Source organism: Bacillus sp. SRI_025 (genome assembly GCF_057592095.1).
This window is the reverse complement of sequence record NZ_JBYEGB010000006.1, coordinates 172,839-199,320: the sequence shown is the minus strand read 5'-3', so window position 1 is coordinate 199,320 and position 26,482 is coordinate 172,839. Positions and strand designations below refer to the sequence as shown.

Below are 26,482 nucleotides of genomic sequence, written 5' to 3'. Positions count from 1 at the left end.
CTCGAATTAACAGGTACGTTTTGTCTTGTTTAGTTTTCAAAGATCATGTTCAAAATGGAGCGGGTGATGAGAATCGAACTCACGACATCAGCTTGGAAGGCTGAGGTTTTACCACTAAACTACACCCGCGTGGTTTGTATTGGCGCGCCCGAGAGGAGTCGAACCCCTAACCTTTTGATCCGTAGTCAAACGCTCTATCCAATTGAGCTACGGGCGCTTAATCAGGCGACTTAATTATCTTAACATATCGTTTTTATTAAGTCAACATCTTTTTGAAATTTGTTTGCCGCATCCGTGTGAACATCTGTGTTTCAAATACGTCATCAGCGACGAATAAAAATATACCATGGATCACATAAAAGGGTCAATACATTTTTCTAAAAAAGTTTCATGTTTTTTTAAAATTGATGTTTTCTTAGATCAATAGACATGTAATAGCCCTATTTTCTTCTCTTTCTTCATAATTCCAATGATTCTTAAATAAAATCTTTCTAAATACAAAGGAGGACAAAACATGGCCACATAGAATTTTTATTTATTGGAAAATTCTTAATATTTTTCCAAGCATTTAAAGGAGGTAGGAGATGATGAAAAAGTTTATCGCTTTTCAGATCATGATCGCTTTGGTGATAGGAGCTCTTATCGGCCATTTCTTCCCTGACGTCGGAATGGCTCTGCGGCCAATTGGAGATGGATTCATCAGGCTGATTAAAATGATCGTTGTTCCAATCGTTTTCTCTACCATTGTTATTGGTGCAGCCGGCAGCGGCGGCATGAAGAAAATGGGCAGCCTTGGATTAAAGACGATCATTTGGTTTGAGGTCATCACAACCATCGTTCTTGGGATCGGGCTATTATTGGCAAATGGTCTAAAGCCTGGCGTTGGTCTCGATTTCTCTAAATTAGCTAAGAAAGATATTGGGGAATTAGATGGTTATACTGAGAAGGTCGTTGACTTTAAACAAATGGTATTAGATATCATTCCAACCAATATCGTCGATGTTATGGCTCAGAATGATTTACTTGCTGTTATTTTCTTCGCCATATTATTTGGTGTAGCGGCAAGCGGCATCGGTAAAGCATCTGCTCCTGTTCTCACCTTCTTTGAATCAATGGCACAAATCATGTTTAAGCTCACACAGATGGTGATGGTAACAGCACCTATTGGGGTTCTTGCATTAATGGCTGCTTCTGTCGGCCAATATGGCATTGTTTTATTAATCCCAATGATGAAGCTTGTCGGGACTGTTTTTTTAGGATTATTCATTATTCTCTTTGCTTTATTCCCTCTGGTCGCACTGATCTTCCGTTTTAACTACTTCGAAGTATTAAAAATGATTTGGGATTTGTTCCTTGTTGCCTTCTCTACTACGAGTACTGAAACTGTCCTTCCTCAATTGATGGAACGAATGGAGAAATACGGGTGTCCAAAAAGAATCGTTTCCTTCGTGATTCCATCTGGCCTTTCTCTCAATTGTGATGGATCGAGTTTATATTTATCAGTTGCCTGCGTATTCCTCGCACAAGCGTTTGGTGTCGACATGAGTCTGTCACAGCAGCTTTTGATGATGCTTGTTCTTGTGTTAACGAGTAAAGGGATTGCAGCTGTGCCATCCGGTTCACTCGTTGTTCTTTTGGCAACCGCTCATGCAGTCGGTCTTCCAGCAGAAGGCGTTGCCATTATAGCCGGTGTTGACCGAATTATGGATATGGCACGAACAGGCGTGAATGTTCCAGGGCATGCCGTTGCTTGTATTGTCGTATCTAAATGGGAAAAAGTATTCCGCGAGTCAGCTTGGGAAGTTCCAAAAGCAGGTAAAGAAACAAAAGGGATGTAATGTTATAGGAAGGAAAGGGTTCGCCCTTTCCTTTTTTATGCTAAAAACGTTTGCTTTAGTACGGCTTTTCCTCGAGGATGCAGCTGCACTTCTGCATATGCCCCATTAATCAGCGTCATTTGCGGCGGGACATGTCCACAATCTATATCGTAAAAAATGGGGATTTGTAGTTCCTTTTGTAATTCTTCATATACATCCTGATACTGATACCCTTCAACAGGCACATCTACTGCACTTCGCCCAAACAACATACCTGAACAGTGATCAAACCACCCTGCGAGTTTTAATTGAACAAGCGATCTCTTCATGCTTGCAGCATTTAATGCGCAGTTTTCGAAATACCAGAGAATCGGTTCGCCTTTTATGAATGTTTCCTGAAAAGCTTTGACGTCTCCAAAAGGTGTCCCTGCTAAGTGACGTATAATATCAATGCAGCCACCCATCAGTCTTCCCTTCACTTTCATTTCTTGTTGATCAACTGTATGCCATGCGGTAGGTTCTGTTAAATGAAAGACATGTTTACTCGGATTGTCATGCTGCCATTCCTTTTGATACATAGATGAAGAAAACTGGGTTATCTCCGTCTCCTCTTTTGCGGAAAGTGTTCGCTCCCACATGGCAGTCGTTTGATCAAGCTCTTCTCCTCTTAGATCGACTAAGTTCGGTCCATGCGCTGTGGCAATGCCTGTTTTTAATGTGAGCGCCAGCAGGAGTGCACTCGTATCTGAGTAACCAAGAATCCACTTTTTCTTCATCGATGAGAAATCAAGGTGCTCTAACACTTCCATAAGCAGCTGTCCTCCCCATGGCGGGATGATGTGGTCAATCTCATCACATGTCATCATGTACTGAAGTTCGTTTGCTCGTTCTATCGCAGGGGCAGATTTTGCCTTTTTCTGCTGCCAGACCGTCTCTCCACATATGACATCATAGCCTCTATTTTTCATTCGTTCACATGAAAGCTTAAACATATCATGTAAAGTTGGCTGTACACCTGAGGAAGGTGCAGTGACGCCAATTGTTTGTCCTTTTTGCAAATGCGGAAATTGTATCACTCTGCTTCCCTCCAATCTCTATCTCTCTTACCCTATCCATTTTAGAGAAAATGCCCCTTTTATAAGGGACATCTCTTTTTATTCTTTTTGGCGCAGTACAGTATAGACTCCTGCAAAGATACATAGAATCCCAATGAATGAGCGTATCCCCATCTCTTCACCTAAAAGTAGCCAGCCAAGAGCTGCCCCTACAATCGGTTGAAAGAAAAAGAACAGACCGCCGCTCGACGCATCCATCAATTGAAGCCCTCTATTCCATAAAAAGAATGCAAGAGCTGTCGAGATGATGCCTAGATAGAGAATACCGCCCCAAATCTCCGGTCTTGCCAACTGCTCCACATCTAGGTGAGGTAAACGAAATAAAACAGGTGGTGTTAAGACAATGAATGCAATGATGATCGCATATGTGGTCGTCACGACTTGAGGGTACTTTCGTGGAACCCGTTTAAGCAACACAGACATAAGCGCCCATGTAAAAGCAGCGATGACGAGTGAGAGACCGCCAATAAATTCATCTGTTTGCACTGCGACTGGTCCAATCATGAGCCATACACCTGCTGTAGCAAGCAGGATGGATGCGCATTTTCTAACAGTCATGGCTTCTTTTAATAGAAAGAACGCAAAAAGCACCATAAAAGCAGGGGTCGCAGATGTAATCACAGCCCCCATTTGTGCAGATGTATACATGGTGCCGATTTCTTGGGTCACAATTGATAGGAAATTTCCGATCAATCCGATCATTACAACAAGCGGGATATCTTTTTTATCTAATCGAAAGGAATAGCCCAAACGCCATATGGTGCACACAAGCACAATTCCTGCTACAGCATATCTCATCCATACAAGTTCAAGCGGCGGAACCACCGCTACAGTTACTTTGACAACAACGTACATGCCGCCCCAAATACTTGCAGCGATTGCTAGGTAAAGGGCGCCTATATATTTTTCATTCATCTTTTCCCCTCCGTTACTGGATATATTGATCGCCATATCCACAAACGGAGATCACTCTCCGTTATGGACGGAGGGTGTTTGGTACATCATGTTCAAATAAAGGCTTCCATTGCATTGTCGTCACCTCATTTGTTTTTATTTTCAGACTACTTTATAACAAATTCTGGTTGACTTCAATCCTTTTTTTCACCATTTTTCTTCATATAATAGAAGATAAACGGGTCTTGACATGCTGAATTCGTTTTCATATAGTAATTAAAACTATAGATCGTCATGCAGAGAAGGAGTAGAGGTCGTTGGATATTGAAGCAAGGAAACATATTCCCCGAACGGAACATGAACCATTTCTCGAGGGAATAAAAGATTGTGTGCCAACCCTGCTTGGTTATATGAGTATCGGGTTTGCCTTTGGAATTGTTGGAATTAGTGCACAGTTGAGCTTATGGGACATTGCACTTCTAGCAATCTTTATTTATGCAGGTGCTTCACAGTTCATTATCTGTGCACTGCTTGTCACGGGAAGTCCCCTTTCCGCTATTATTCTCACTACATTTATTGTGAATCTGCGTCATTTATTACTCAGCCTGACGCTGGCTCCTCATTTTACACGCTACTCTTTAAAACAAAATATCGGATTCGGTCTCTTGCTGACTGATGAATCCTTTGGCGTAGCCATGAATAAATTAGCTCAGCATGGAAAGCTGAATAACCGGTGGATGCACGGACTGAACATAACGGCTTATTTATGCTGGATTGCGGCCTGCATACTTGGCGGCATTTTTGGACACTGGATTTCAAATCCTGAAGCACTTGGTCTTGATTTCGCTTTATCAGCGATGTTTGCTGCACTGCTAGTCCTTTCGTTACAGACAGTTCCCAAAAATAAGTTAACTCATCGCCTGTCACTTGTTTTGTATATGGTCATTGCCATGTTTGTTCTGCTTCATTTCGTTCCTTCACACGTGGCTGTTCTGTTAGCCACCATGATTGTCGCAACCATTGGGGTGGTGACAGATAAATGATTAGCAGCTTTATGTTATGGCTCATTGTTGGTTGTATGATCGTCACCATCATTCCAAGAGTGGTACCCTTTATATTTGTACGAAGTATTCAGCTGCCTGAAGTGGTGCTGAAATGGTTATCGTTTATTCCTATTTGTATCTTTACAGCTTTGATTGCAGAGCATCTCTTCATCCATACAACAACAGGCACAGGCGTCACTATCCATTGGATGTATCTTGCTGTCTTGACTCCCACTGTACTCATCGCTGTTTGGACAAAAAGCTTGTCACTTACTGTTCTTGTCGGCGTCATGCTGATGGGCACTGCTAGATGGTTTTTTTAATGGTTTTTCTAAAAGAAAAAGCTTAACCACATGTGGTTAAGCTTTGTTTCATTTGACGATTCCGTATACAAATCCATCATAACCTTTTTCACCAACAGTTTGAATCGCTGTTGCCTCTATTCTCGGTTCTTGTTTGAGTAGATCAAAAAATTCACGAGTTCCTTGCACTCGCTCATCCCCACTAGAGTCATGAATGACTGCTCCATTTCTGACGACATTGTCCGCAATAATGACTGTTCCCTTTTTTGAGAAATCTAACGCCCACTTTAAATATTTCGGATTGTTTGGTTTATCTGCGTCAATGAAAATCAAATCGAATGGAAGCTCAGCCCTCTCTTTTAACTGAGATAACGTATCTAATGCCTTTCCTTGCAAAATGCTCACTCGTTCCGATAAGCCCGCTCTGCTGATGTTTTGCTGTGCGATCTGTACATGATGGCTGTCAGCCTCTAATGTGATGAGTTCCCCATCCTCTTCAAGAGCACGCGCAAGCCAAATAGTACTGTATCCACCAAGTGTCCCGATTTCTAAAATGCGCTTTGCATTCTTCGTTTTTGCTAATAAATAAAGCATTTTCCCTTGAGCTGGTGACACATCAATTGCTGGCAGACCTGCTTGCTTATTATTAGTAAGAGCTTGCTCCAATACGTCATCTTTAGGAATCAACTTGTCTTTAATATACTCGTCAACTTTCTCCCACACGTGCTCCATTTCATCCATCTCCCTTGATCATGTCTTCTATCTCAAGTCTACATGATGATCGTGAGAGCGTATAATCAATTCTTTTCACACATCTATTCATTTTTTTGATGAAAGACATGTGATGATGAATACATGAAGCAACGCACTGGTTTCGGATCTACTCGTTCAGCTTATTTTTGACATCGCCTTTTTTATCTTGAAGTTTTCCTTTTGCTTGATCCTTTTTCCCTTCTGCTTTCAGGTTTTGATGATCCGTTGCTTCCCCAAGCTTTTCTTTGACTTGCCCTTTGACTTGATTTGTTTTTCCTTTCGCTTTATCCATATGTCCTTTTTCTTCACTCATTTGTTCCACCTCCACGTTTGATACTATTCATTTAGCCTTTTTGACAGATACAAAACATCTGAGTGTGCGATGTACACGTTTCAGGTATGATAGACATACTGGAAAGAAGGGTGGGTATTCATCAATGATCATCTCTGAAAAGATATTCACAGTTCGTGGGCTGACCTATCATATTCGGTCCGCTTCAATGGCCGATGCCAAACAGTTATCAGCTCTCAGACTGAAAATCGATGGTGAAACAGAATATTTAGACCGTGAACCAGGCGAAGCCTTTCTTGATGAAAAAGCATTTGAGACTTTGATTCAAGAGGATACCAAGCAAAGCCGGCATTTATTTTTGGTCGCTGCTATTGAAGGAAAGATTGTCGGTTTTTCAAGATGCGAGGGCCATTCACTCAAGCGCTCTGCTCACAAAGTGGCATTTGGCGTCGCCATCCAGAAAGATGCTTGGGGCTATTACATTGGGAAAGAGCTTTTAGCCGCTTCAATTGACTGGGCAGATCAGCAGGACATTCAGAAGATGTCTCTTCATGTGCTTGAAACGAACAAAAAAGCCATCCGGTTATATGAGAACCATGGCTTTTTGATTGTAGGTGTATTAAAAAACGATAAACGGCTGAGTGACGGATTATATTATGATACTGTTGTGATGGGCAGGCAGCGGCCAAGTTCCTGACCGCTTACATCACATAGCCCCATATCATCGAAATCGCACTGTATATCAGAAGCATCCCCATCACATACTGGAACGGTCTTTCATAAGCAGTCAAAAAGCGCTTATACAAAGAGCCAAATAAGCTCCAGCTGAATGTACCGAGAAAGCCAATAAGTGCGAGAATCAGCGTCCATATGACATACTGCATATTAGATTGTCCATATGGCAAAACAAATGTTGAAATCACAGTCAATCCATACAAGATCGCTTTTGGGTTGATAAATTGCAGCATCATACCAGGGATAAAATGATTGTAGCGATCAAGTGTTTCGTCATCACCGCCTTTACTTTTCATGATTTTGACCGCTAAATAAATCATGTATGCGGCTCCGATGAACGCCATGACCCAGCCTATTTTCGGCATCACTTGATAAAGAATGATATTAAAGAAGCAGCTCAAACACAAAATAACGAGAAATCCGATACCCACACCTAAACAAAATCGAAATGTTTGCTTGACCCCATATTTATTCGTAAAGACCATGGCCATGATGTTGTTTGGCCCTGGGGTAAAGCTGCTAACAAAAGCATAGATCAACATAGATACAATCAAGATGCCGCCTCCCTTATACGTTATTTAGACTTTAATTACTTTATTGCGTATATTACGTTTTATTGTAACGTTCGGTCTTTATAAAGTAAATAGAGAAAGGAGCTTTTTTCATGGAAGACGTACAATCGATTATTTCTAAAAACGTGAGGCTTCTTAGAGATCAAAAAAAATTAAGCCTCGAAAAGATGGCAGAATTAACTGGTGTCAGCAAGACGATGATTGGACAAATTGAAAGAGGAGAATCAACCCCTACCATCACGACTTTGTGGAAAATCGCCAACGGATTAAAAGTATCTTTTAGTGAGCTCATTTACGCACCACAGCCTGAAATCAAGGTGGTACGCAAGGAGGATGCGCAGGTTTTAACTGAGGACGACGGCCGTTATCGCGTATACACGACTTTTCCTTTCGATGACCGGGGGAAATTTGAAATGTACCGAGTAGAAATTGATCGTGGCGGGTCGCTGCGTGCGACTGAACACATTGGAGGAACAGAGGAATTGATCACTGTTTTTGAGGGAGTCCTTGATTTATCCATTGGCGATGAACAATACACCTTAAAAGCCGGAGACTCCATTCGTTTTAAAGCGGACCGGACGCACACGTATAAACAAACTGGAGAACAAATGGTCCGGATGCAAATGATTCTTTATTATCCTCATGAAAAAAGCTGACAGGCTTGTCCATCTGTCAGCTTTTTGTTTTATTTAATTAAATCCCGGATCGCGTACCACTGTGCCAGTAAATGTGACTCTATATTTTCCTAATCCTAACTCTTCAATAGATGTTCGTTTTAAAATGCCGACCCAGCCATCCTGTGCATATACAATACTGTCTGGGATGTTTGATGTCGTATATGTTCTTGTTTCTGAGACAGTTCGACTCGCTTGAACTGTTACTCCACTGTTTGTTTGCTCCTTTGCTTCCACTGGAGCAGTTGTGACCCCAGCACCCGTTAAGACAATTGCTCCAACCAAAACAGAAGATATGACCTTTTTCATAAAAAAATCCCTCCCTTTTATGTTGAACGTATAAACTATACCATAATTTAGAACTTTTGTAAGTTTATTTTTTCATTTTTTTGAAAATTATGATATCATTGTCTTATGCTGGATAGAGTGTGTTACATACTTCTATGCTTTTGTCCTCATCTCAATCTAGTGAAACAATTGTGAACGGAGGTGATTTCATGAAAAAATGGCTCATCTGTTTTCAAATTGTTTTCCTCTTCACCTTGGCGATCACACCAATTGCTTCTGCTGCTAAATGTCCTACAGTAAAACCATGTATCACTGATCCTTAAGCATAAGAAAAGGCCGATCAAGCCTATTCTCTTGATCGGCCTTTTTATTTATTTTTGCTCTGCTTCCCAGCGGGCAACCTCTTCTCTTACTTTAGGAGCCACTTCTTTTCCAAATAGCTCAATGGCTTTTAGCACTTGATCATGCGGCATTGAACCAACCGGTACATGAAGCATAAAACGTGTGATGCCTACATTTTTTCTAAGATGAATGACTTTCTCTGCCACCGTATCTGCATCTCCTACATATAGCGCACCTTCTAAAGTTCTCGCTGCGTCAAACGTAGAACGAGTATAAGGTCCCCAGCCTCGCTCTCTCGCTAATGTGTTCATCACATGCTGTGTGGATGGGAAAAATTGATCTGCTGCCAGCTCTGTTTCTGCCGCAACAAATCCATGAGAATGTGATGCTACAGTTAATTTTTCAGGGTCATGCCCAGCGTGCACTGCCGCTTGCTTGTACAGCTGAACGAGCGGTGCGAACTGTCTTGGACTTCCGCCAATGATGGCAAGTACAAGCGGTAATCCTAATAATCCAGCACGTACGACGGATTCACGGTTTCCTCCACTGCCGATCCAGATCGGAAGCGGATCTTGAACAGGTCTTGGGTATACCCCAACATCCTGAATGGCTGGGCGATGCTTGCCGCTCCATGTAACACGCTCTGACTGCTGCAACTTCAACAGCAAATCAAGCTTTTCTTCAAATAATTCTTCATAGTCATCAAGGTTATAGCCAAAGAGCGGGAATGATTCAATAAATGAACCACGGCCTGCCATAATTTCTGCACGTCCGTTTGATAGTCCATCTAGCGTTGCAAAATCCTGAAATACACGTACAGGATCTGCTGATGAAAGGACTGTCACTGCACTTGTCAGACGAATATTTTTCGTTTGTGTTGCTGCAGCCGCTAAGACGACAGCTGGATTCGATGCGGCGAAATCCTCACGGTGATGCTCACCTACGCCAAATACATCGAGACCGACTTGATCTGCTAAAATAATTTCTTCTACTACTTCTCGAATACGCTGCGCGTGACTGACTGTTTTTCCTGTTTGAAAATCAGGTGTTGTTTCGACAAATGTACTAATTCCTAGTTCCATGATTGGAACCCCCTATCTTATAAATATGTCACAAATTCAGAAACTGGCTTTCTATAACCTCTCGCTTGTCTGCTTTCTACTTTTTCTTTTCCAAGTGTAATCATTAACACAGGAACTAAATCTGATTGAATGTTTAATACATTTTTCATTGCTTCGGGATCAAAACCGATCATCGGGCAAGTATCCCAGCCTTTATTTTTAGCGGCAAGCATAAACAGCATGGCAGATAAGGAAGCATTTCGGATCGCTTCTTCCTTCTGGAAATCTGCCCCTCTCTGCTCATAAAAGCTCACGGTCTCTCTGACCATTTCTTCGTATTGCTGCGTATTTAAAATGCCTAGCATTTTCAGGCCTTCATATATGTCCCCTGCATGCTCATAAGCTTTTGGATCTCCGAGTACGATGATCGCTGCTGAAGCAGAGTGCACTTTATATTGTCCAAATGCCGCTTCTCTTACTTGTTCTTTCAGCTCTTCTGTTTGGACGACAACATATTGTGTGTGCTGTAAGTTAAAAGCAGATGGTGCCAGCTTGACCTCTTCAAATATGCTGTTAAGCTCTTCTCTCGAAATCGAGATATTTGGCAAAAAATTTGATGCGGATCGTCTTTCACGTACCAATGTATCAAAGCTGAGTGTCATCTTGTTTCCCCTTTTCGCGAAGTTGTTTTGCACCTAAACCGATTTTTTTTAGTAATTCAATGAGCTGCTCTTTTTCTTCTTTTTCAATAAAGGATAGATTTTGCGAAATGACCTCTGTGTGTTTAGGGAAAATGTCGTCAAACAATTGCTTCCCTTTTTCCGTAAGCTGTACATGGAATACCCGCTTATCTGAAGGCGCACATTGCCTTTTCACCAGTTCTTGTTTTTCTAGCTTGTTCACGACATATGTCATGCTACCACTTGGGATTGACAAGATGTCGCTAATTTTTTGAACAGGCTGAGGCCCTTTACTGTAGAGCAATTCAAGGATCTGAAAGTTTTCAAATCCGATATCATAACGTTCAATGTCTTTTTGGATATTTGTAAAAAGGGCTTGATAGGCTTTCATCCATACGCGGAATAGCCTTAAATCTAATTCATGATCATGCTGCACCATGGCAACTACTCCTTTTTCAAGAAATCCTAAAACTAGGATAAATTTATCCTAACACTAGGATATTTTCTTGTCAATGAGTTTGTTTCATGAAAAAAAGACCACCTTGGTTCAGTGGTCCTCTTCTTTTAAGGTGAAATGCATTTCAGCAATTTGTTTATATTGATGTACTTCCTGTAATGAAAACTTGGATTCCAGATCCGCCGGCGAAAACAGAGGAATTCCTTTTCCAATGATGACAGGTACGATTTGAAGAAAAAGCTCATCCACCAATCTTTCTTTTATGAAAGATTGAAGCAGTCCCCCGCCGCCGACAATCCAAATATTACGGCCTGTTTCATTCTTTAATTTTTTCACAAATGATAAGACATCTTCGCGAATGATATGGGTTCCTTCCAGACTGTCTTGTAACGTACGTGACATGATATAACATGTCTTTCCTTCATAAGGAAACTCATCTGGTGACAGCTGAAGAACTTGTTCATATGTATTGCGCCCCATGATCAGTGTATCGACTGACGCATAAAAGGTGTCGTAGCTCGTTTCATCTTCACCCTCTGTCCCTATTAGCCAATCGAGCCGGTGATCCTCTCTCGCTAAATATCCATCGATACTCATCGCCCCATAAAAAAGCAGTTTCCTTTTCTCACTCAATCCCACCACTCCCTTACTTCAAATAAGAACATATATTCTATTTTATCAAAAAGGAAAGACAAAGGCTACATAACTTTCTCCCTTTTTACGATTCCTGTTCCACCTTGACGAGAAGCTCGTATAATTTATGCGCGAGCTTGCCGGCATCAATGGTCATTTCTTCATGAATCCATTCCTCGAGTACCCCCACGACACCAGACACGACAAAAGAGGCCTCTATTTGTTCATTCTCTGTAATAGGACGCTGATCAAGCTGCCACTCTTTCATAACTTTTTCTTTGAAAAAGGCTTTGAATTGATTGGTCGTTGGGCCATTTGGTTTTACAAATAGCGTCAACATATACTGATTCTCTTTCAAGTATTCAGTTGTTTTGTTTAAAAAGGAAAGCATATCAAGAGGGTCCTGACTTGGAAAGGTTTCATCATATAATCCCCCGAGCTGATCGAATAGTTCTTTCTCAAGCTGTTCATATAAATCAAACACATCTTGATAGTGCAAATAAAAGGTTCCCCTGCCTAAATCCGCTTTCCTTGATAGCTCTGATACCGTAATCTGCTGGACTTCCTTTTCCTTTAACAGCTCAAGGAAGCTTTCCCGAATGGCTCTTTTTGTTTTGATTGTTCGTCTGTCCTTCATGAAATCCCCTCCGTTTTTGAACAATCAGGCGTTAACTGTCTAATTATGAACAGGTTATCATCCATTGCCGATGTTCGATCTCTTTACTTCTTATTATAATCAACACATGTTCAATAATATATATCTGTTCAAAAAAGGAGGCCATCATATGCTTCATTTCAGACTTGCCAGAGAGGATGAACTGCCTCAAGTGGCAGAGTTGTTAGATGATTCGTTTCAGGACTATTCATTTTTTGACTTATTATGTGAAAAGGTCTCAAAGCGCTCTGCTTTCGCTCGTCAGCTGCATTTGGTCAATACAAAGGTGTATTTTCAGCATCAAATCTGTTTTGTTGGGGTTGAGAACGAGAAAGTTGTGTCTGCTGCCCTTTTAAAGCATCCGCATCTTCCTGAACCAGGCGTCATGGATTATGTATTGTCAGGTGGGTTAAAGCTGCTCTTCACTGGCGGTATATCGGCCATTCAGCATGTGTTCCGTGTTTTAAAGGAGGCGAAAAAAGCGTGTTCTTCCTTAAAGCAGCCTTACTGGTATTTAGAAGCACTTGTCGTGGCAAAAGACCAGCAAGGAAAAAAACTCGGAAGCCGCATGTTAAAGCAATGCCTTTTTCCCTTTATCGCCCGGCAAGGCGGCGGGCTGTTCACACTGATTACACACAACGAGGCCAATCGTCATTTCTACCGAAAAAATGGCTGGATGGAGTTTGATGAAAGGGTATTGCGAGGAAAGGAAATGTCCTTGGAAAGCTGGAGCTATAAAACCGTGATTAAATAAGGTATCCTCTTCAGGTGATGATATAATAGAGTCAGTTCAATCAATGATCATACTTGGAGGAGAGACTGATGATACGACGACTTGATCATATCGTGTTGACTGTACAACATATGGAGGACACCATTCGCTTTTATACGAACGTATTAGGGATGAAGGAAGAAACTTTTGGTGAAGGCCGTAAAGCGCTTCGTTTTGGTTTACAGAAGATCAACCTTCATGAAGCTGGTCATGAATTTGAGCCAAAAGCGGCTCATCCTCTTCCTGGATCTCATGATTTGTGCTTTATCACCGATTTAGACATGGACAGTTTGCTGCTGCACCTCCGGAAGCAAGTGGTCCCGATTGAAGAGGGGCCGGTCAGACGCACCGGTACATTAGGTCCAATTGAATCTGTTTATATCCGTGATCCTGATCTGAATTTAATTGAAATCTCTCGATATATAGAGGAGGGTGATCCGTCATGACTCGTATATTTTTGAGACCGATTGAAGAGCAAGATTATCCTGGTATTCAAAGAGGGTGTCAGCATGCAGAAACACTTCATATGACTGGCACACGCAAAACGTTCACACTAGAAGAAATTCGATCCGCCTATACCCGTTTTTTGCAAGATGACAGCAGACGAGATTTCGCCATTTGTCTGCTGGATACGAAAGAGATGATTGGGGATGCGGCGATTGTGGACATTGATCCAATCAATCATACGGCAAGTTTCCGCATTGCGCTTCACGGGCCGGAGCATTTTCAAAAAGGCTATGGCACTGAAGCTGTTCGGATGGTCCAAGCATTTGCCTTTGACACATTAGAACTCAACCGTCTTGAGCTTGAAGTCTTTTCCCACAATCCAAGGGCCTTTCGAAGCTATGAGAAAGCCGGATTTCAATATGAAGGAAAAAGACGCCAAGCGCTCTATTTCAACGGTACATACTCAGATGTCATCATCATGGGCATCCTTCGAGAAGAATATAAAAACATGATGAATACAGATGCTCCTGCTTAAGAAGGGTCATCTTTTTTAAAAAATTGAATCCCAGTGACGATGATTAAACAAATGATGGAAGAGAGAACGATAGAGACACTTGATAAACTGAGCGCCATGCCTTCCCATCTACCAACAAAGAGACTGACAATCAATAAAACCAAACCAAATAAAATCAAGCATATAGGGACAATGAACCCCGCATGACGCTGCCGGCTTCTTTTCCCTGCCCACCATGAGAGACACAAAATAACGATTGTAAAAATAGCTGTTTGCAGCCAGAACATGTGATATCAACTCCCATTCTCTTTTTTAAACCTTTAACAACGGAGGTACTTCAAATGAACATTAGACCCATCGAGCAAAAAGACAATCCGTATATCGCAGCGATTATCCGCCAGTCACTAGAATCAGCGAATCTAGCAATTGAAGGAACAGCCTACACTGACCCCCAACTTGACCAGCTTTTCGAATATTATCAATCATTGACTCATGCAGCCTATTGGATTGCTGAAGAGCATGGTCAGATTGTGGGTGGTGTAGGGATTGCTCCATTCACAAATGGAGTATGTGAATTACAAAAGCTTTATTTAAGTCCAAAAGCACAAGGAAAAGGTGCGGGCAAAAAACTAATGGATACGGCGCTGGAATATGCCTCTACATACTACGAAGCGTGTTATTTAGAAACCCGCCGGGAATTAACAGCGGCTATAGGCCTTTATCAGCGATACGGCTTTTCTCTTCTTTCAGAACCGCTTGAAGGCTCCGAGCATTCTGCAATGGATGCTTGGTATCTCAAGACCTTCTCATCATGAACCATAAAACAATCGATAGGTTTTGATCCTCTGAAAGCCTAACTTCTCTGCTAGTTTGATTGAAGCTTGGTGATGGACATCGCAATCCCAATGCGGTGTCCTCTTTTTTTCAAGACGAATGCTGAGCATATGCTGAGCTGCCAGCAGCGCCAAACCTTTTCCTCGATAAGTCTCATCTGTCCAAATATCTATCTCTGCACGATCCTCACTTGAAAAAATAGAGACACATTCACTCACCACGTTCTCTCCATCTAAAATGGCAATCCCGATTCCCTTTAAAAGAAAGCGAGCTGTTTCACCCCAATAGACTTCGTAATAGCTGGGAGGAAAAGCCCTGCTTGCAGTCATCACCTGCTCATTTGTCCGCTCTACTCTATAGCCTGGATAAGGCGCAGAGACATGAGAATGTGCCTGTGAATAAACGTACGCATGTCTTTCCATTTCATTCAGATATAACCCAAGACATTTTTTCATCAACGCATCTGTTAATGGGTTTGCTGAAAATATGGTGAATCGGGCATTTTGTCTTTTCTGCCTTTCGTACACATCCACAATGAAGGCTGAACAGCGTAACAGCTCCGCTTCACTCCTTCCTGCCACATAATAAATGCCGCATGAAGCTTCGAGAAAATATACAAGCGGATGCGCTTCATCATCTACATAAAGATGCCCTTGTATGACGCCATCCATGACTGCATCTACAAACACTGGATATGCCGGATCGATCTGCTTAATTCCTTTTTTCATTGATGGTATCTTTTTCCGTTCCAAGAGATGCACGATTTTTCCTCCTTTCCTTCCATTATAAAGAAAAAGCTGCTGACATACAGGACTCTTTTCAGCAAAAGGAATTCTTCTGCATCAATAGCGCAATTTAAAAAAGAGACCTTATTTAAAAGGTCTCTTAGATTGTTGACAAAGGGCTAAAATCATTTTGATTTTAGCCCTTTGTCTTCTTTTCAGCGTGATAGAAAACCTTTGCAGTCTAGGAAGGGCGGCTACCTTTGCGGAGCGAATTTGACATTCGTGAGCACCGAAGCGCAGAACTGACAACGAATGCGAGGGTTTGTCTACACGCTGAGAGACCTTAGTTAATAGGTCTCTTACTTCTGCATGACATTATTCTGCCGCTACCTCTTCTGTCACTTTTCCCTTCCAAATCAGGGTTAAGCCTAATCCAAGAAATAAGACAACACCTGCGAATAGAAATGGGAAGTGAATATTTTGGTCGAATAAGATGCCGCCAAGTGCCGGCCCGAAAATCGTACCTAGGCTTGTGTAGGTAGAGTTCATTCCTGCGACAAATCCTTGCTGGTTGCCAGCGATTTTGGATAAGAAGGTCGTTAATGCTGGACGCAATAAATCAAACGCAAGGAAAATGACACATGTGACAATCAAGACAACCAAAAAGCCTGACACAACGGTTGAAACGAAAGCAAGGACAGCCCCGATAATCAGACATAGCTGAATGACTCTTTTTTCTCCTAGGGTATTTACCAGTTTACCAAACACAAGTACTTGGATGATGACTGCCACAATCGAGCTGACTGTAATGATCACGGCAATATCTTTTGGACCAAATCCAAACTTATGATTTGTGAACAAGCTAAAGACTGTTTCATATGCAGATAGTCCAAATGCGAGGACAAATACAATGATAAAGGCTATGAGGTAGCTAGGATGAATCGATTTTTTCAAATCTTTAAAGAAAGTCGATTCTTTCACTTCATTCATTTGCTTCTCTCGCTCTTCTTTTGTTAAAGGCTCTTTCAGCATAAACATAGACGAAATGACGGCAATAAACGCAATCCCTGCTGCAAAGAAGAATGGCAGGCGTACGCCGTATTCTGCAATAAACCCGCCAATTCCCGGGCCAATGATAAAACCAGTACTAATGGCCGCAGAAACATAGCCCATCGCCTTTGATCTTTCTTGAACGGTCGTAATATCTGCGACATACGCAGTGACAGCAGGCATGATAAATGCCGCACTAATTCCGCCTAGAAGCCTTGCAACATAAAGAACGTACACGTGTGTTCCAAGACCAAAAACGAGTTCTGACAACGCGAAGAGGAACAGCCCAGACACAATCATAATCTTTCTTCCGTAGCGGTCTACCCACCTCCCTGCAATCGGTGATGCGATGAGCTGAGCAACGGCAAATGCCGCCACAAGATATCCCATCGTACTCCCTGTTAGATGCATCACATTCATGAATAGCGGCATGACAGGAATAATGAGACCAATGCCTAAAAACGCAATAAATATATTACTTAATAGAATAACGAGTACAGCTTTTTGCTCACGAATCGGTTTTTGCATGATGTTTGTTTCCCCTTTACTGACTCACTTGTTACTCATGATGGTTGATTCCGTGAATAAACAATGAGATCGCCTCTTTTTGTAACTCTTTCTTCTGCTCAATGGTGTCATTTTTATATAACACGTCTAATCCATAAAAAACGGAAAGTAATATTTTCACTTTTGACTCCACATGCTGGATCGACCAGCTGCCATCTTCATTTCCCTCAAGTAAGATATCTCTCATCACATCATCAAAATCGACATCAATCTTGTTCAGCCGTTCCATGACTTCGTCTGATGTAAAGGCGCTGGCACAAAATTCCTCACTTGCTCTCATTAATGGGTAGTTAATCCCTATTTGACTGAGCAGCTCTGCAAATCCGGCAAGCTTATCAATAGCTCGGTTCAGTGTTTTCTTTTCCTCATGCCACGTTTCCATCATCAAACGATGATCCTCTTCCATAATATGAAGAAACAAAAACTCTTTTCCTTTGAAATGATGATAGAGATTGCCTTTACTCACCTCAGCAGCCTCTAAAATATCGCGCACAGATGTTTCTGAATAACCTTTTTTCGCAAATAAGTCACGAGAAGCGGTTACGATTTTTTGCTTCGTTTTCTCGCTCTTTCCAGCCCCGCTTTGTGTACTTGTCATGTGTCACAATCCCTTTCTACCTGCATTCTTAATGCGGACAAAATAAAACCGACCAGTTGGTTTATTTTTTTATTATAAATGGATTTTCCTCATAATACAATGAAAAAGGTATCGATTCATAAGGCGTAATTCATGTGAAAACAAACAAAACAGTCATCTGCGTTATCACTAAAAAGGACTTATACGCATTTTTCTTCTGCGGTCTTTTCATGGCTGCCTTGGCCTACTACGTGTTTATCATTCATTTAATTTTCCTTTATATTTAACTTCACTTAAATATAAAGATTGCCTATAATAGAATAGAGGTGATGTCATTGGATGAGGAAATTATTCATTACAGTAAAAAAATCATTGAATACTCGAATGCTCTAGGCTCAATTTATGTAGAAGAGTATCAGCGATTTTTAAAACATGAGTATGCAGATTTATCAGCCAAACAAGAGCTGACGCTTGAGTTGCTGCGTACGAAAACGAGAACGATCAATGAATTAGCTGATTACTTTTCGATTTCTGCCAGTGCAGCTAGCCAGCTTGTATCAAGGCTTGAGCAGCTCGGCTATGTCACACGAGAAATTAATCCGCATAACCGAAGAGAAATCATTGTTGATTGTGCTCAAAAGGGCCATGACTATCACAAGAATACAGAAGACATTCAATTGCATCTAATTCAAAAATATTATGCAAAGCTTCCAAAAGAAGATTTAAAAACATTACTATCTCTATACGAAAAAATCTATCAGATTGCGAAAGAAGCGCCTTAATACGGTGTTTCTCTCCCCAACATTTAAGTTAACTAAACTATTAAGGGGTTGAAAATATGAGAAGCATTCATTTACAAGATAGCCGGCACATCGGTTTGATTCAATACGGTGATCTTGAGGGGTTTCCAATTTTCTTTTTTCATGGAACACCTGGATCAAGAGTGATGTTTTTAGATGATGATCCAATCTCTCAAAAGCTCGGCATTCGTCTCATCTGTTTGGATCGACCTGGATTTGGTTTATCCACCCCTCTACCTGACCGCACAATTTTAGACTGGGCAAAAGACGTGCAGGAAGTGGCAGATGATCTTGGCATTCAACATTTTTCAGTGATGGGTGTATCTGGAGGCGGTGCATTCGCTGCTGGTTGTGCCTATCAATTGCCGGATCGCGTTCTTTCTGCCGCTCTGATCTCAAGTACAACCCCTTTTCAGGACGGAAAACCGCCAAAAAGCATGCTGAAAGAAAATAAATTAGCCTTTTTCCTTAGTAAGAAGTTTCCTTGGCTATTGAAAGCAAGCTATCGTTCCCAGAAAAAAATGATTGAGAACAAACCAGAGAAATTTAAGAAGCTGGCCAAAAACGGGAACAAGCATTTACATCCGTGGGATCGGCAATTCCTTCAAACCGATGAGCAGGTAGAAATGATGATGACACATTTACACGAAGCGACTCGTCAATCGGTGGATGAGTGTATTCGTGAACCCATTTTACTTTCGAAACCATGGGCATTCGATATGAAAGATATTCAAATCCCTGTTGATGTCTGGCATGGAAAAGAAGACACGATGGCTCCATTTGTAGAAATAGAAAAAATAGCTCGGGCGATTCCAAACGTCAAAACGCATTATATAGATCAAGCAGGGCATTTTCTTACTGATGTAGACGATATTTGGCGAGATATTTTACGCTCTTTAAAGGAGCGTGCTGAACATCAGAAACATGCATGAAAAAAGACCCGATATGACTCGGGTCTTTTTCTTCATTAATATTGTTCATAATACCTCTGCACTTTATCTGGATCCTTTGTCTTCGTCAGTGCCAGCATGAGCAGAATACGTGCTTTTTGCGGGTTTAATGAATCAGACGATACAAAGTGATGTTCATCATCCGTTTTTTCATGGGTGACAATTCCATTACCCGTACGGCTTGATCGCACGAGAACCACATCTTTTTTCACTGCATCTGTTGCTCCTTTGATGGCTTCTGTTGACATCGTTCCATTTCCTGCTGCGGCTACAACAATCCCTTTCGCTCCTGCTTTTACTGCAGCATCATACATATATTTTTGATCATTTTGATAGCCGTATAAAATATCAACTTGTGGCAATTCTTTTATCTTCGATACATCAAAATCGCTTTCAGTCGTATGTTTTCTTGTCGGTTCGTTATAAAAGGACACCACTTCACCAGCAATTTCTCCCATGTATCCTTGCTCAAGTGACTTGAAGGCATCAGTTGTGGTTGTATTTGTTTTCGTAACAAAACGAGCTGATGCAATTCGGTCATTTAATGTGACCATGACCCCTTTGCCCTTTGCTTCTTTGGTGGATGCAATTTTCACCGCCTGATACAAGTTAAGCGGGCCATCTGCACTGATAGCCGATGCTGGTCTCATTGAGCCAACGACCACAACAGGCTTATCACTTTTGACCACCAGATTTAAAAAGTAAGCTGTTTCTTCAAGTGTATCTGTTCCATGCGTGATGACAATGCCATCCACTTGATCATCTTTTAATAGCTCATTGACTCGTTTGGCTAATTTTAAAAGAAGAGCGTCATCAACATTTTCACTTCCAACATTCGCTACCTGCTCACCAGTGACATTTGCAATATCCTTCAGCTGTGGAACAGAAGCAATGACTTTATCGATGCCAAGTGCACCAGATTTATAGCCCGTCGTATCTGTATCACTATCTGAACTGCCAGCAATCGTCCCGCCTGTGGCTAATACCTTAATATTTGATAAGGACTTATTCCCTGTTTCAACTGCATTGTTTTTCTCTTTTGTTTCACTGGATACGTTTTCTTTTTCGCTTTGACTATTCTCTTGAGTACCTGTGTTCGCACAGGCTGCTGTCACCAGTAATAAAACAGAAAGAAGGACAACACCTAACCATTTTGTCATGTTCATTGGATCATCTCTTTTCCTCATTTGATGGATTTCATGGCTAAATCTCTTTCTATAGGCTTTACTTTATACCATACCTTCATTCATCGGCATGAGGCTAAAGATATAGAACCAAATAAAGGTAAAAAGGGCATGATATTAAGAGTTTATTCAATTCTTAATACCTAAATTTGCTGTAATTAAATTGAGTATTGAAGGTGGCGTATTTTAAAAATAACCGATGCTTGATAATGAATTTATGATAAAATATAGTAAATTTTACAAAAAAGGAGTATACATTTTGCATTCGCTTCCACCCTTTTACAAAATCCTAATCACACTATTCATCAGCTCTACTTTACTCGGCTTGTTTGTCTGCTTATTTCCACCTATTCAAGCTGAGCCTGCGTTTCTGATATTTTACATCCCTATCTTTTTTGTTTATTATTTCGTCTTTGCGGTTCCTTTGCAGTTATTGTTTTCTTTACAGCCAAAGGCTTTTCACCCTCTTTATTTAGCTGCTTATTTACTGATTGCATTGGTTGTCATGCTTTTTTTCGTTGATGGTATTGGGAGCCCGGCGTCTTTACCCATCATCATCATGAGCAGTCTTATCTACTGGACATGTGATTCTTTGTTTTATCAAAGAATGCATGAAAAAACCACATAATGCGCAGGACGTACAAGCTCCTGTTCTATATAGAGACGAAGGGTATATATCTTGTTACATACCTCCTATGCTTGACCATTCAGTCAATCATGCCAAAAAAAATCACTGAGGAAATGTACCTCAGTGATGGGAATCGTTATTTCTTCATTGAACCTGCGTGTGAAAAGATTAGATCTTTCAATTCAAATTCGAATGTCTTTCCGTCCACAATACCGACTGTTTTTTCACTGTCATAAAGCTCAAGCATACAAGCAGCCATTTCTTTTGATGTATGATATTTCTTGAAATTGCCTTCATATTCAAATTCGTCTACATCCAATGAGCGCTTTGCAAATTCTGATTCTGTCGCGGATGGCGCTAAAACTTTTGCCTTTAATTTGGCACCTTTTTCTTTCAATTCTAGGGCCAGTCCTTCTGTAAAGGCGCTCACGTAAAACTTCGTTGCTGAATAGGTGACGGCATTGCCAACGACTGTATAGCCTGCTCGTGAAGAAATGTTAATGAGCTGAGCTCCCTCTACTTGCTCATAATCACGAACAAATAAGGTGGATAGAATCGTTAATGCTTCTATATTCAGATGAAGCATATCCCCAATTTTACTTAAATCTTGTTCTCCTATAGAGCCAAAATGACCAAACCCTGCATTATTAATGAACGTATCCAGTTCATAATCTGACAATGATTCATAAAATGAATACACTTGCTCTATGTTTGTTAAATCAACTGACTGTATGACTACTGTGATATCGGGATATTGATCATGAATCTTTTTCTTCAATTCTTGGAGTTTATTGAGCCGGCGTGCAGCTAATATAAGATTTTTCCCTCGTGCTGCAAAGGCGAGAGCCGCCTCATATCCAATACCTGAGCTTGCTCCTGTAATGACTGTATAGCCCATTTTATATCCCCCTATTCGCGTCTTCTAACTGGTTAAATTATAACGACAGCGTTTCGCTCAAGTCAATTTTGAAGAGAGTCAAAGGGCATCATGTCAACTTAGATACAGCTCCTCAGTTACTTCCTTTTGAATCATTTTGGAGGATGTCATGCTGAGATTTTTTTGTTAATTTTTGAAAAACCAATTGATAGGAATGTTCGATTAGCTCCTCTACAAATGAGGATGGAATCTCTGCATCAAGGTAAATGGAATTCCAATGAGTCTTATTCATATAGTAGCCAGGGATAATTCCTTCATGCATCTCTCTTAGTTCTTCAGCACGAAGAGGATCACATTTTAAAGTGATGACAGGCTTTCGATTCGCATCTCCCCCCATCATAGCAAACATCTTTCCGCCAATATGATAACGATCTGCCTGCCACTCAGGTTGATAATCATGGGTTGTTCCTTTTAAGGAAAGACAAAATGTCTGCAGCTGTTCTTTTTTCATTTCATTAGCTCCTTTTTTAGAAATCATCTATTTTCTCTATTATATCGACAATGAGGAAAGATATCTGACGCTTTTTTTCAGAAACAATAAGAAAAGCACAGGCCCGTTGTCTCCTGTGCTTTTGAATCACACTGCTTTTTTTATTCAAACGCCTTCTTTAGCTTATCCCCCATCAAATGCCAAGCTTCTTCAGCTATGGCTAAATCTCCGGCGTGCGTGAAGCCGTGTGGAACTCCTTTAAATTGTTTATACGTGACGTCTATCCCAGCTTCTTTTAACTTGGCAGCATATTGCTCAGCTTCTTCAGCCAGCGAATCCTTCTCTGCTGTGATGACGAGAGCTGGAGGCATTTGTGCCAAGGATGTACGATCTGCAAAAACCGGAGAAACGAGCGGATTGCGCGGATCTTGGCCTTGCAGATAGAAGGAATTAAAGAGTCTCGCCAATTCAACTGGAATCGCTTCATCAAACGCTGGCTTTTCTGCTGGATCAGTGGCTAGATCAAGCGGCGGATAATCAAGCACCTGATAAACAATTGGGAGTGTATTTCCTTTTTGAATATTCAATAGACAAGCAGCCGTTGCCAAATTTCCTCCTGCACTATGTCCGCCAACGGCTAATGCATTCCGATCGATTTGAAGCTCGTCAGGATGTTCATACAACCACTTCAGTACATCGTAGCATTCATGAAGAGCCGCTGGGAAAGGGTGCTCAGGAGCAAGCTGATACTCGACATTGACCACGATACATTGCGCCCGGTCTGCAATGACTGGACACCATGGATTATCCATTTCAGCACTGCCCATGATAAATCCGCCACCATGTAAATTCACAAAAACCGGAAGCGGCTGCTTTGATGTGTTCACTGGCTTAAACACCCACACCTTTGTTTCGCCAGCACTTGTTGGAATGTCATATTCCATTTTGTTCACATCAGGAGGATTTACTGGCTTTAGTTCCGATTGACTCGCTAATGAACCTTCAGATGGCTGGCGTAATGAAGCAGCGATTTTGATTTGTTCTTCTAAGTTCATGATCTCAGACTCCTATCTTATTCATTTCTTCTTAACTCATTCGTTCCTTTTTCCTCTTTTCCTTCTACTGAATCAGCAGCACCTTACTGGAATAATCAAAATAAAAAAAGAAGACATTGAAGAAGGTATACGTTTATTAGCTAAACTTATCAATAAAGCTAAGTAACGCACTGAATTTAACACACGATACTAAGAGAATGAAAAAACGAAGAAAACGAGTTGTCCATGTTTAATGTAAATGGGAAAACTCGTTTTTATATCACAGCTGAAAACCTATAAAAATAAATAATTTTTAAGAAAAAATGATCAATCTGTAACTGCAAACCAAGTTTCTTTGAGCAATTCACAGAAAGATTGAATGGTTGGTCCTTCTGAACGACTTTTTAAATATACGACAGATGTTTCAATTGGTTTTTCACAGTAATGCAATGGGATAAGAATACCCTCTGCTAATTCTTCTTTAATCATATTTTCACCAAGCAAGGCGATTCCGGTTTTATTTAAAACTGCCCGCCTAATCGTTTCATCACTTCCCCCGCATTCAATGATAGAAGATGGACGGGTGTTAATTTCAGAAAAACACTGCTCTGTAATTGAGCTAAAACCGCAATGTTCATGATAAGCAAGAAACGGAAAAGATTCTATAATCTCTTCTTTAGAGCGGTTTTTTGTAAGATCGGCGGAGACAACCAACACCGCCTTTTCCCTTTCTAAAACAAACTTTTCTAATTCTGAGGAATCAACTTCCCCTGCAACAATCCCAATATCTGCTTCATTATTTAAAATTTTATCGACAGCTATAAGGCTGTTTGCTGGCATGAGGCGCAGCTTAACTTGTTTATGCAATTTTGTATAAGAACTAAGCAGTAGGGAAAGGTGATTCGTACAATAATATTCTGAAGCTGTAATAGTTAGACTTCCGGACGGACCATTTAACTCTTCCATGTCTCTTTCCATATATTCCATTAATTCAAATAATCTATCTGTATGCTGCTTTAATTTTTTTCCAGCAGGCGTCAAAAACGTTTTTTTTCCAATACGGGTGAATAGAGAATGGTTTAGTTCCCTTTCTAATACTTGAATTTGCAAAGTAATAGTGGGTTGAGTATATTTTAAGATCTTTGCAGCTTTGGTCATATTCAATTCATTGGCTACTACTTGAAAAGTTTTTAGATTTCTGAGTTCCATTTAACCTTCATCTCACTATCTATATTTTTTATAGCCTACAAAAGCTCCTAACCAAAAGTATATAAAGTAATCATCTTTCTCATAGGATATAAGGTAAACCATATAACCCCATAGACAAGATGCGCTGAAGAGAATAGCAATCAAATCATTATATCAAAAATTTTAACGAGAAAATCTAAAAGTTTGATACGAATCATTCATTTTTTATTGGTAACTATTGAATCGCCTAATTTAAAATACCAATAAAAACCAAATCATCTCCTTACTCTTAAGGTTATGATATATCGCTAAAGTTTTCTAATGCATACTATTAAATTAATTAATTTTTAGCTTGTTTCATCCTGTGATAGATTTGATAAAGAGCTTAACGAAGTAAGGGAAAGGGAGAATATTATGTACCCATTTAAAGTATTAAATCATGAAGATATCAAAGCTATTCTTGATATGAAAAATGTAATCGATATCGTAGAAAAAGCTTACGTCTTAAAAGAAAATAAAGAAGCTTCTTTATTCCCAATGGTGTTTCACGAGTTCGAACCTGGTAAAGCGGACATGGATATTAAATCAGGAGAATTGTCAGGAGCAGGCATTTTCGGTTTAAAACTTGTTTCCTGGTTCGGTGACAACCCTTCTAAAAACCTTCCTGCTGTTGTTGGAACTGTCTTAGTTCTTGACAGCCGTACAGGCCTTCCAATCGGTATCTTGAGCGGTGAGTATATGACCATGATGCGCACCGGAGCAGCTGGTGGAATTGGAGCTAAATATTTAGCAAGAAAAGATTCAGAAGAATTGCTTATGGTAGGATCAGGTCATGTTGCAGCTTATCAAATCTTAGCTGTTTTAATGACAATGAACCATATCAAAAGAGTTCGAGTGTATAATGCTCATTCATTTGACCAAGCTGGTCAGTTTTGTGCAGACATCAAAGGCAAGTTAAAAGAGCTGTTAGCTCAAACTAAAGAACAAAACCCGGAAGTTTATGAAGAAATGCTTCAAAAGATAGAGATTGAGTATACGCCGGTTAATGATATTGAAACAGCTACGAGAAATGCAGATATTATTATTACAGCTACTCCAGCACGCCAACCAATTATTCTAAAAGAATGGGTAATGCCAGGTACTCATTTTTCATGTGTGGGTGCAGACATGGCAGGAAAACAGGAAATTGATGAAAATATTTTAACTGATGCTCGCATATTCGTTGATGACCTTGAACAGTCTGTTACGGTAGGAGAATTTGAAACTGCATTCAAAAAAGGCATCATCGCAAAAGATAGCATCATTTCGGAAATTGGAGGAGTGATTACAAATCAAGCACCAGGACGCATTTCTCCAGAAGGTATCACTGTTTTTGACAGTACAGGCATCTCTCTTCAAGATCTATTGACAGCGAGCTATGTTCTAGAACAGGCAGAAGAAAAACAAATTGGGATGTCGACAAAGCTGTAACTGATCGATAGCCTTTTAAATCAGCAGATCTTAGAAAGTATTCTTTACCAAAAGACTACGTA

At 40.6% G+C, this 26,482-nt stretch carries 32 protein-coding genes and 2 tRNA genes; 12 read left to right on the top strand and 22 right to left on the bottom strand.

Annotated elements, in window-relative coordinates:
* Positions 1-55: 55 nt before the first annotated feature.
* Both AC20OE_RS16805 and AC20OE_RS16800 read right to left on the bottom strand, forming a co-directional pair.
* Positions 56-129, bottom strand: a tRNA-Gly gene (locus tag AC20OE_RS16805).
* A gap of 11 nt (positions 130-140) precedes the next feature.
* Positions 141-217 (bottom strand) — tRNA-Arg (locus tag AC20OE_RS16800).
* A gap of 370 nt (positions 218-587) precedes the next feature.
* Here AC20OE_RS16800 and gltP point away from each other — a divergent pair.
* On the top strand, positions 588-1,838 hold the full coding sequence (gene gltP, locus AC20OE_RS16795; RefSeq protein ID WP_487269034.1) for a glutamate-aspartate/proton symporter GltP: 1,251 nt from the start codon (positions 588-590) through the stop codon (positions 1,836-1,838).
* Between the two features lie 35 nt (positions 1,839-1,873).
* On the opposite strand, the gene AC20OE_RS16790 is transcribed toward gltP, so the two are convergent.
* Both AC20OE_RS16790 and AC20OE_RS16785 read right to left on the bottom strand, forming a co-directional pair.
* Positions 1,874-2,893, bottom strand: coding sequence for a S66 family peptidase (locus AC20OE_RS16790; protein WP_487269033.1), 1,020 nt, complete (start codon positions 2,891-2,893; stop codon positions 1,874-1,876).
* 78 nt (positions 2,894-2,971) lie between these two features.
* Positions 2,972-3,847 carry a DMT family transporter gene (locus AC20OE_RS16785; RefSeq protein WP_487269032.1) on the bottom strand — a complete coding sequence of 292 codons (876 nt, stop codon included), beginning with the start codon at positions 3,845-3,847 and terminating at the stop codon, positions 2,972-2,974.
* Between the two features lie 296 nt (positions 3,848-4,143).
* Between AC20OE_RS16785 and AC20OE_RS16780 the strand changes: the two genes are divergently transcribed.
* Positions 4,144-4,869 carry an AzlC family ABC transporter permease gene (locus tag AC20OE_RS16780; protein WP_058837422.1) on the top strand — a complete coding sequence of 242 codons (726 nt, stop codon included), beginning with the start codon at positions 4,144-4,146 and terminating at the stop codon, positions 4,867-4,869.
* Positions 4,866-5,192 carry an AzlD domain-containing protein gene (locus AC20OE_RS16775; RefSeq protein WP_039176830.1) on the top strand — a complete coding sequence of 109 codons (327 nt, stop codon included), beginning with the start codon at positions 4,866-4,868 and terminating at the stop codon, positions 5,190-5,192. Before AC20OE_RS16780 ends, AC20OE_RS16775 begins: the two co-directional genes overlap by 4 nt.
* A 48-nt stretch (positions 5,193-5,240) precedes the next feature.
* Here AC20OE_RS16775 and AC20OE_RS16770 read toward each other — a convergent pair whose 3' ends face one another.
* Together AC20OE_RS16770 and AC20OE_RS16765 are read right to left on the bottom strand one after the other, a co-directional pair.
* A complete protein-coding gene (locus AC20OE_RS16770; protein ID WP_487269031.1) occupies positions 5,241-5,903 on the bottom strand; it encodes an O-methyltransferase in 663 nt (220 codons plus the stop codon).
* Positions 5,904-6,051: 148 nt separating this feature from the next.
* On the bottom strand, positions 6,052-6,237 hold the full coding sequence (locus tag AC20OE_RS16765; RefSeq protein ID WP_034665964.1) for a CsbD family protein: 186 nt from the start codon (positions 6,235-6,237) through the stop codon (positions 6,052-6,054).
* Positions 6,238-6,361: 124 nt separating this feature from the next.
* On the opposite strand from AC20OE_RS16765, the gene AC20OE_RS16760 reads away from it, so the two are divergent.
* On the top strand, positions 6,362-6,913 hold the full coding sequence (locus tag AC20OE_RS16760) for an N-acetyltransferase family protein (protein ID WP_487269030.1): 552 nt from the start codon (positions 6,362-6,364) through the stop codon (positions 6,911-6,913).
* Positions 6,914-6,917: 4 nt separating this feature from the next.
* Here the strand turns inward: AC20OE_RS16760 and AC20OE_RS16755 are convergent, their stop codons facing one another.
* Positions 6,918-7,505 (bottom strand): LysE family transporter, encoded by a 588-nt coding sequence (locus AC20OE_RS16755; RefSeq protein WP_058837416.1) that lies wholly within the window; start codon positions 7,503-7,505, stop codon positions 6,918-6,920.
* Between the two features lie 110 nt (positions 7,506-7,615).
* Between AC20OE_RS16755 and AC20OE_RS16750 the strand changes: the two genes are divergently transcribed.
* A complete protein-coding gene (locus AC20OE_RS16750) occupies positions 7,616-8,179 on the top strand; it encodes a helix-turn-helix domain-containing protein (protein WP_059376113.1) in 564 nt (187 codons plus the stop codon).
* A gap of 33 nt (positions 8,180-8,212) precedes the next feature.
* Here AC20OE_RS16750 and AC20OE_RS16745 read toward each other — a convergent pair whose 3' ends face one another.
* From AC20OE_RS16745 to AC20OE_RS16720, 6 genes are all read right to left on the bottom strand, one after another.
* Positions 8,213-8,506, bottom strand: a complete 294-nt coding sequence (locus AC20OE_RS16745; protein ID WP_251181508.1) for a hypothetical protein — start codon at positions 8,504-8,506, stop codon at positions 8,213-8,215.
* Between the two features lie 350 nt (positions 8,507-8,856).
* Positions 8,857-9,909: an LLM class flavin-dependent oxidoreductase gene (locus AC20OE_RS16740; RefSeq protein ID WP_059376111.1), complete on the bottom strand. Its 1,053-nt coding sequence runs from the start codon at positions 9,907-9,909 to the stop codon at positions 8,857-8,859.
* A 17-nt stretch (positions 9,910-9,926) separates the two neighbouring features.
* Positions 9,927-10,550, bottom strand: a complete 624-nt coding sequence (locus tag AC20OE_RS16735) for a nitroreductase family protein (protein ID WP_059376109.1) — start codon at positions 10,548-10,550, stop codon at positions 9,927-9,929.
* Complete coding sequence (locus AC20OE_RS16730) at positions 10,534-11,007, bottom strand: MarR family winged helix-turn-helix transcriptional regulator (protein ID WP_059376106.1); 474 nt, start codon at positions 11,005-11,007, stop codon at positions 10,534-10,536. Before AC20OE_RS16730 ends, AC20OE_RS16735 begins: the two co-directional genes overlap by 17 nt.
* A 108-nt stretch (positions 11,008-11,115) precedes the next feature.
* Positions 11,116-11,658: a dihydrofolate reductase family protein gene (locus tag AC20OE_RS16725; RefSeq protein WP_487269029.1), complete on the bottom strand. Its 543-nt coding sequence runs from the start codon at positions 11,656-11,658 to the stop codon at positions 11,116-11,118.
* Between the two features lie 85 nt (positions 11,659-11,743).
* Positions 11,744-12,295, bottom strand: coding sequence for a TetR/AcrR family transcriptional regulator (locus AC20OE_RS16720; RefSeq protein WP_212044652.1), 552 nt, complete (start codon positions 12,293-12,295; stop codon positions 11,744-11,746).
* Positions 12,296-12,443: 148 nt separating this feature from the next.
* On the opposite strand from AC20OE_RS16720, the gene AC20OE_RS16715 reads away from it, so the two are divergent.
* The 3 genes from AC20OE_RS16715 (at position 12,444) to AC20OE_RS16705 (ending at position 14,067) form a co-directional block, all read left to right on the top strand.
* The gene (locus AC20OE_RS16715; RefSeq protein WP_268473333.1) at positions 12,444-13,067 is read left to right on the top strand and encodes a GNAT family N-acetyltransferase; all 624 of its coding nucleotides are present in this window, start codon (positions 12,444-12,446) and stop codon (positions 13,065-13,067) included.
* Between the two features lie 68 nt (positions 13,068-13,135).
* Complete coding sequence (locus AC20OE_RS16710; RefSeq protein ID WP_024425420.1) at positions 13,136-13,531, top strand: VOC family protein; 396 nt, start codon at positions 13,136-13,138, stop codon at positions 13,529-13,531.
* The gene (locus AC20OE_RS16705) at positions 13,528-14,067 is read left to right on the top strand and encodes a GNAT family N-acetyltransferase (RefSeq protein ID WP_039176793.1); all 540 of its coding nucleotides are present in this window, start codon (positions 13,528-13,530) and stop codon (positions 14,065-14,067) included. Before AC20OE_RS16710 ends, AC20OE_RS16705 begins: the two co-directional genes overlap by 4 nt.
* On the opposite strand, the gene AC20OE_RS16700 is transcribed toward AC20OE_RS16705, so the two are convergent.
* Positions 14,064-14,333, bottom strand: a complete 270-nt coding sequence (locus tag AC20OE_RS16700; protein ID WP_410559526.1) for a YesK-like family protein — start codon at positions 14,331-14,333, stop codon at positions 14,064-14,066. The two genes, AC20OE_RS16705 and AC20OE_RS16700, sit on opposite strands and share 4 nt — an antisense overlap.
* A 54-nt stretch (positions 14,334-14,387) precedes the next feature.
* Here AC20OE_RS16700 and AC20OE_RS16695 point away from each other — a divergent pair, with 54 nt between their 5' ends.
* Positions 14,388-14,861, top strand: a complete 474-nt coding sequence (locus AC20OE_RS16695; protein WP_487269028.1) for a GNAT family N-acetyltransferase — start codon at positions 14,388-14,390, stop codon at positions 14,859-14,861.
* Here AC20OE_RS16695 and AC20OE_RS16690 read toward each other — a convergent pair.
* The 3 genes from AC20OE_RS16690 to AC20OE_RS16680 form a co-directional block, all read right to left on the bottom strand.
* Positions 14,856-15,641: a GNAT family N-acetyltransferase gene (locus AC20OE_RS16690; protein ID WP_487269027.1), complete on the bottom strand. Its 786-nt coding sequence runs from the start codon at positions 15,639-15,641 to the stop codon at positions 14,856-14,858. The genes AC20OE_RS16695 and AC20OE_RS16690 overlap by 6 nt on opposite strands.
* A gap of 339 nt (positions 15,642-15,980) precedes the next feature.
* Positions 15,981-17,183 carry an MFS transporter gene (locus AC20OE_RS16685; protein ID WP_099662943.1) on the bottom strand — a complete coding sequence of 401 codons (1,203 nt, stop codon included), beginning with the start codon at positions 17,181-17,183 and terminating at the stop codon, positions 15,981-15,983.
* Positions 17,184-17,214: 31 nt separating this feature from the next.
* Positions 17,215-17,820 (bottom strand): TetR/AcrR family transcriptional regulator, encoded by a 606-nt coding sequence (locus AC20OE_RS16680; protein ID WP_099662942.1) that lies wholly within the window; start codon positions 17,818-17,820, stop codon positions 17,215-17,217.
* A gap of 308 nt (positions 17,821-18,128) precedes the next feature.
* On the opposite strand from AC20OE_RS16680, the gene AC20OE_RS16675 reads away from it, so the two are divergent.
* Both AC20OE_RS16675 and AC20OE_RS16670 read left to right on the top strand, forming a co-directional pair.
* Positions 18,129-18,581 carry a MarR family winged helix-turn-helix transcriptional regulator gene (locus tag AC20OE_RS16675; protein WP_039176776.1) on the top strand — a complete coding sequence of 151 codons (453 nt, stop codon included), beginning with the start codon at positions 18,129-18,131 and terminating at the stop codon, positions 18,579-18,581.
* Positions 18,582-18,637: 56 nt separating this feature from the next.
* Complete coding sequence (locus tag AC20OE_RS16670; protein ID WP_039176773.1) at positions 18,638-19,531, top strand: alpha/beta fold hydrolase; 894 nt, start codon at positions 18,638-18,640, stop codon at positions 19,529-19,531.
* A 35-nt stretch (positions 19,532-19,566) separates the two neighbouring features.
* Here the strand turns inward: AC20OE_RS16670 and AC20OE_RS16665 are convergent, their stop codons facing one another.
* The 5 genes from AC20OE_RS16665 to AC20OE_RS16645 form a co-directional block, all read right to left on the bottom strand.
* Positions 19,567-20,715 carry a type II asparaginase gene (locus AC20OE_RS16665; protein WP_212044608.1) on the bottom strand — a complete coding sequence of 383 codons (1,149 nt, stop codon included), beginning with the start codon at positions 20,713-20,715 and terminating at the stop codon, positions 19,567-19,569.
* A 782-nt stretch (positions 20,716-21,497) separates the two neighbouring features.
* On the bottom strand, positions 21,498-22,259 hold the full coding sequence (locus AC20OE_RS16660) for an SDR family NAD(P)-dependent oxidoreductase (protein ID WP_064498158.1): 762 nt from the start codon (positions 22,257-22,259) through the stop codon (positions 21,498-21,500).
* A 112-nt stretch (positions 22,260-22,371) separates the two neighbouring features.
* The gene (locus AC20OE_RS16655) at positions 22,372-22,749 is read right to left on the bottom strand and encodes an MmcQ/YjbR family DNA-binding protein (protein ID WP_099662958.1); all 378 of its coding nucleotides are present in this window, start codon (positions 22,747-22,749) and stop codon (positions 22,372-22,374) included.
* Between the two features lie 140 nt (positions 22,750-22,889).
* Positions 22,890-23,783 (bottom strand): alpha/beta hydrolase, encoded by an 894-nt coding sequence (locus AC20OE_RS16650; RefSeq protein ID WP_059376088.1) that lies wholly within the window; start codon positions 23,781-23,783, stop codon positions 22,890-22,892.
* 306 nt (positions 23,784-24,089) lie between these two features.
* Entirely contained in the window at positions 24,090-24,971 is an 882-nt protein-coding gene (locus tag AC20OE_RS16645) for a LysR family transcriptional regulator (protein ID WP_025093564.1), read from the bottom strand.
* Positions 24,972-25,364: 393 nt separating this feature from the next.
* Here AC20OE_RS16645 and AC20OE_RS16640 point away from each other — a divergent pair, with 393 nt between their 5' ends.
* A complete protein-coding gene (locus tag AC20OE_RS16640; RefSeq protein WP_487269026.1) occupies positions 25,365-26,420 on the top strand; it encodes an ornithine cyclodeaminase family protein in 1,056 nt (351 codons plus the stop codon).
* Positions 26,421-26,482: the final 62 nt, after the last annotated feature.

What these genes read in the sequence shown, in the direction of transcription:
- AC20OE_RS16645 (WP_025093564.1), bottom strand. Translation starts at nt 24,971, where the DNA reads ATGGAACTCAGAAATCTAAAAACTTTTCAAGTAGTAGCCAATGAATTG.
- AC20OE_RS16720 (WP_212044652.1), bottom strand. Translation starts at nt 12,295, where the DNA reads ATGAAGGACAGACGAACAATCAAAACAAAAAGAGCCATTCGGGAAAGC.
- AC20OE_RS16665 (WP_212044608.1), bottom strand. Translation starts at nt 20,715, where the DNA reads ATGAACATGACAAAATGGTTAGGTGTTGTCCTTCTTTCTGTTTTATTA.
- gltP (WP_487269034.1), top strand. Translation starts at nt 588, where the DNA reads ATGAAAAAGTTTATCGCTTTTCAGATCATGATCGCTTTGGTGATAGGA.
- AC20OE_RS16675 (WP_039176776.1), top strand. Translation starts at nt 18,129, where the DNA reads ATGTCATTGGATGAGGAAATTATTCATTACAGTAAAAAAATCATTGAA.
- AC20OE_RS16710 (WP_024425420.1), top strand. Translation starts at nt 13,136, where the DNA reads ATGATACGACGACTTGATCATATCGTGTTGACTGTACAACATATGGAG.
- AC20OE_RS16640 (WP_487269026.1), top strand. Translation starts at nt 25,365, where the DNA reads ATGTACCCATTTAAAGTATTAAATCATGAAGATATCAAAGCTATTCTT.
- AC20OE_RS16770 (WP_487269031.1), bottom strand. Translation starts at nt 5,903, where the DNA reads ATGGAGCACGTGTGGGAGAAAGTTGACGAGTATATTAAAGACAAGTTG.
- AC20OE_RS16715 (WP_268473333.1), top strand. Translation starts at nt 12,444, where the DNA reads ATGCTTCATTTCAGACTTGCCAGAGAGGATGAACTGCCTCAAGTGGCA.
- AC20OE_RS16745 (WP_251181508.1), bottom strand. Translation starts at nt 8,506, where the DNA reads ATGAAAAAGGTCATATCTTCTGTTTTGGTTGGAGCAATTGTCTTAACG.
- AC20OE_RS16670 (WP_039176773.1), top strand. Translation starts at nt 18,638, where the DNA reads ATGAGAAGCATTCATTTACAAGATAGCCGGCACATCGGTTTGATTCAA.
- AC20OE_RS16785 (WP_487269032.1), bottom strand. Translation starts at nt 3,847, where the DNA reads ATGAATGAAAAATATATAGGCGCCCTTTACCTAGCAATCGCTGCAAGT.
- AC20OE_RS16735 (WP_059376109.1), bottom strand. Translation starts at nt 10,550, where the DNA reads ATGACACTCAGCTTTGATACATTGGTACGTGAAAGACGATCCGCATCA.
- AC20OE_RS16705 (WP_039176793.1), top strand. Translation starts at nt 13,528, where the DNA reads ATGACTCGTATATTTTTGAGACCGATTGAAGAGCAAGATTATCCTGGT.
- AC20OE_RS16740 (WP_059376111.1), bottom strand. Translation starts at nt 9,909, where the DNA reads ATGGAACTAGGAATTAGTACATTTGTCGAAACAACACCTGATTTTCAA.
- AC20OE_RS16760 (WP_487269030.1), top strand. Translation starts at nt 6,362, where the DNA reads ATGATCATCTCTGAAAAGATATTCACAGTTCGTGGGCTGACCTATCAT.
- AC20OE_RS16750 (WP_059376113.1), top strand. Translation starts at nt 7,616, where the DNA reads ATGGAAGACGTACAATCGATTATTTCTAAAAACGTGAGGCTTCTTAGA.
- AC20OE_RS16700 (WP_410559526.1), bottom strand. Translation starts at nt 14,333, where the DNA reads ATGTTCTGGCTGCAAACAGCTATTTTTACAATCGTTATTTTGTGTCTC.
- AC20OE_RS16685 (WP_099662943.1), bottom strand. Translation starts at nt 17,183, where the DNA reads ATGCAAAAACCGATTCGTGAGCAAAAAGCTGTACTCGTTATTCTATTA.
- AC20OE_RS16695 (WP_487269028.1), top strand. Translation starts at nt 14,388, where the DNA reads ATGAACATTAGACCCATCGAGCAAAAAGACAATCCGTATATCGCAGCG.
- AC20OE_RS16680 (WP_099662942.1), bottom strand. Translation starts at nt 17,820, where the DNA reads ATGACAAGTACACAAAGCGGGGCTGGAAAGAGCGAGAAAACGAAGCAA.
- AC20OE_RS16775 (WP_039176830.1), top strand. Translation starts at nt 4,866, where the DNA reads ATGATTAGCAGCTTTATGTTATGGCTCATTGTTGGTTGTATGATCGTC.
- AC20OE_RS16765 (WP_034665964.1), bottom strand. Translation starts at nt 6,237, where the DNA reads ATGAGTGAAGAAAAAGGACATATGGATAAAGCGAAAGGAAAAACAAAT.
- AC20OE_RS16730 (WP_059376106.1), bottom strand. Translation starts at nt 11,007, where the DNA reads ATGGTGCAGCATGATCATGAATTAGATTTAAGGCTATTCCGCGTATGG.
- AC20OE_RS16660 (WP_064498158.1), bottom strand. Translation starts at nt 22,259, where the DNA reads ATGGGCTATACAGTCATTACAGGAGCAAGCTCAGGTATTGGATATGAG.
- AC20OE_RS16650 (WP_059376088.1), bottom strand. Translation starts at nt 23,783, where the DNA reads ATGAACTTAGAAGAACAAATCAAAATCGCTGCTTCATTACGCCAGCCA.
- AC20OE_RS16655 (WP_099662958.1), bottom strand. Translation starts at nt 22,749, where the DNA reads ATGAAAAAAGAACAGCTGCAGACATTTTGTCTTTCCTTAAAAGGAACA.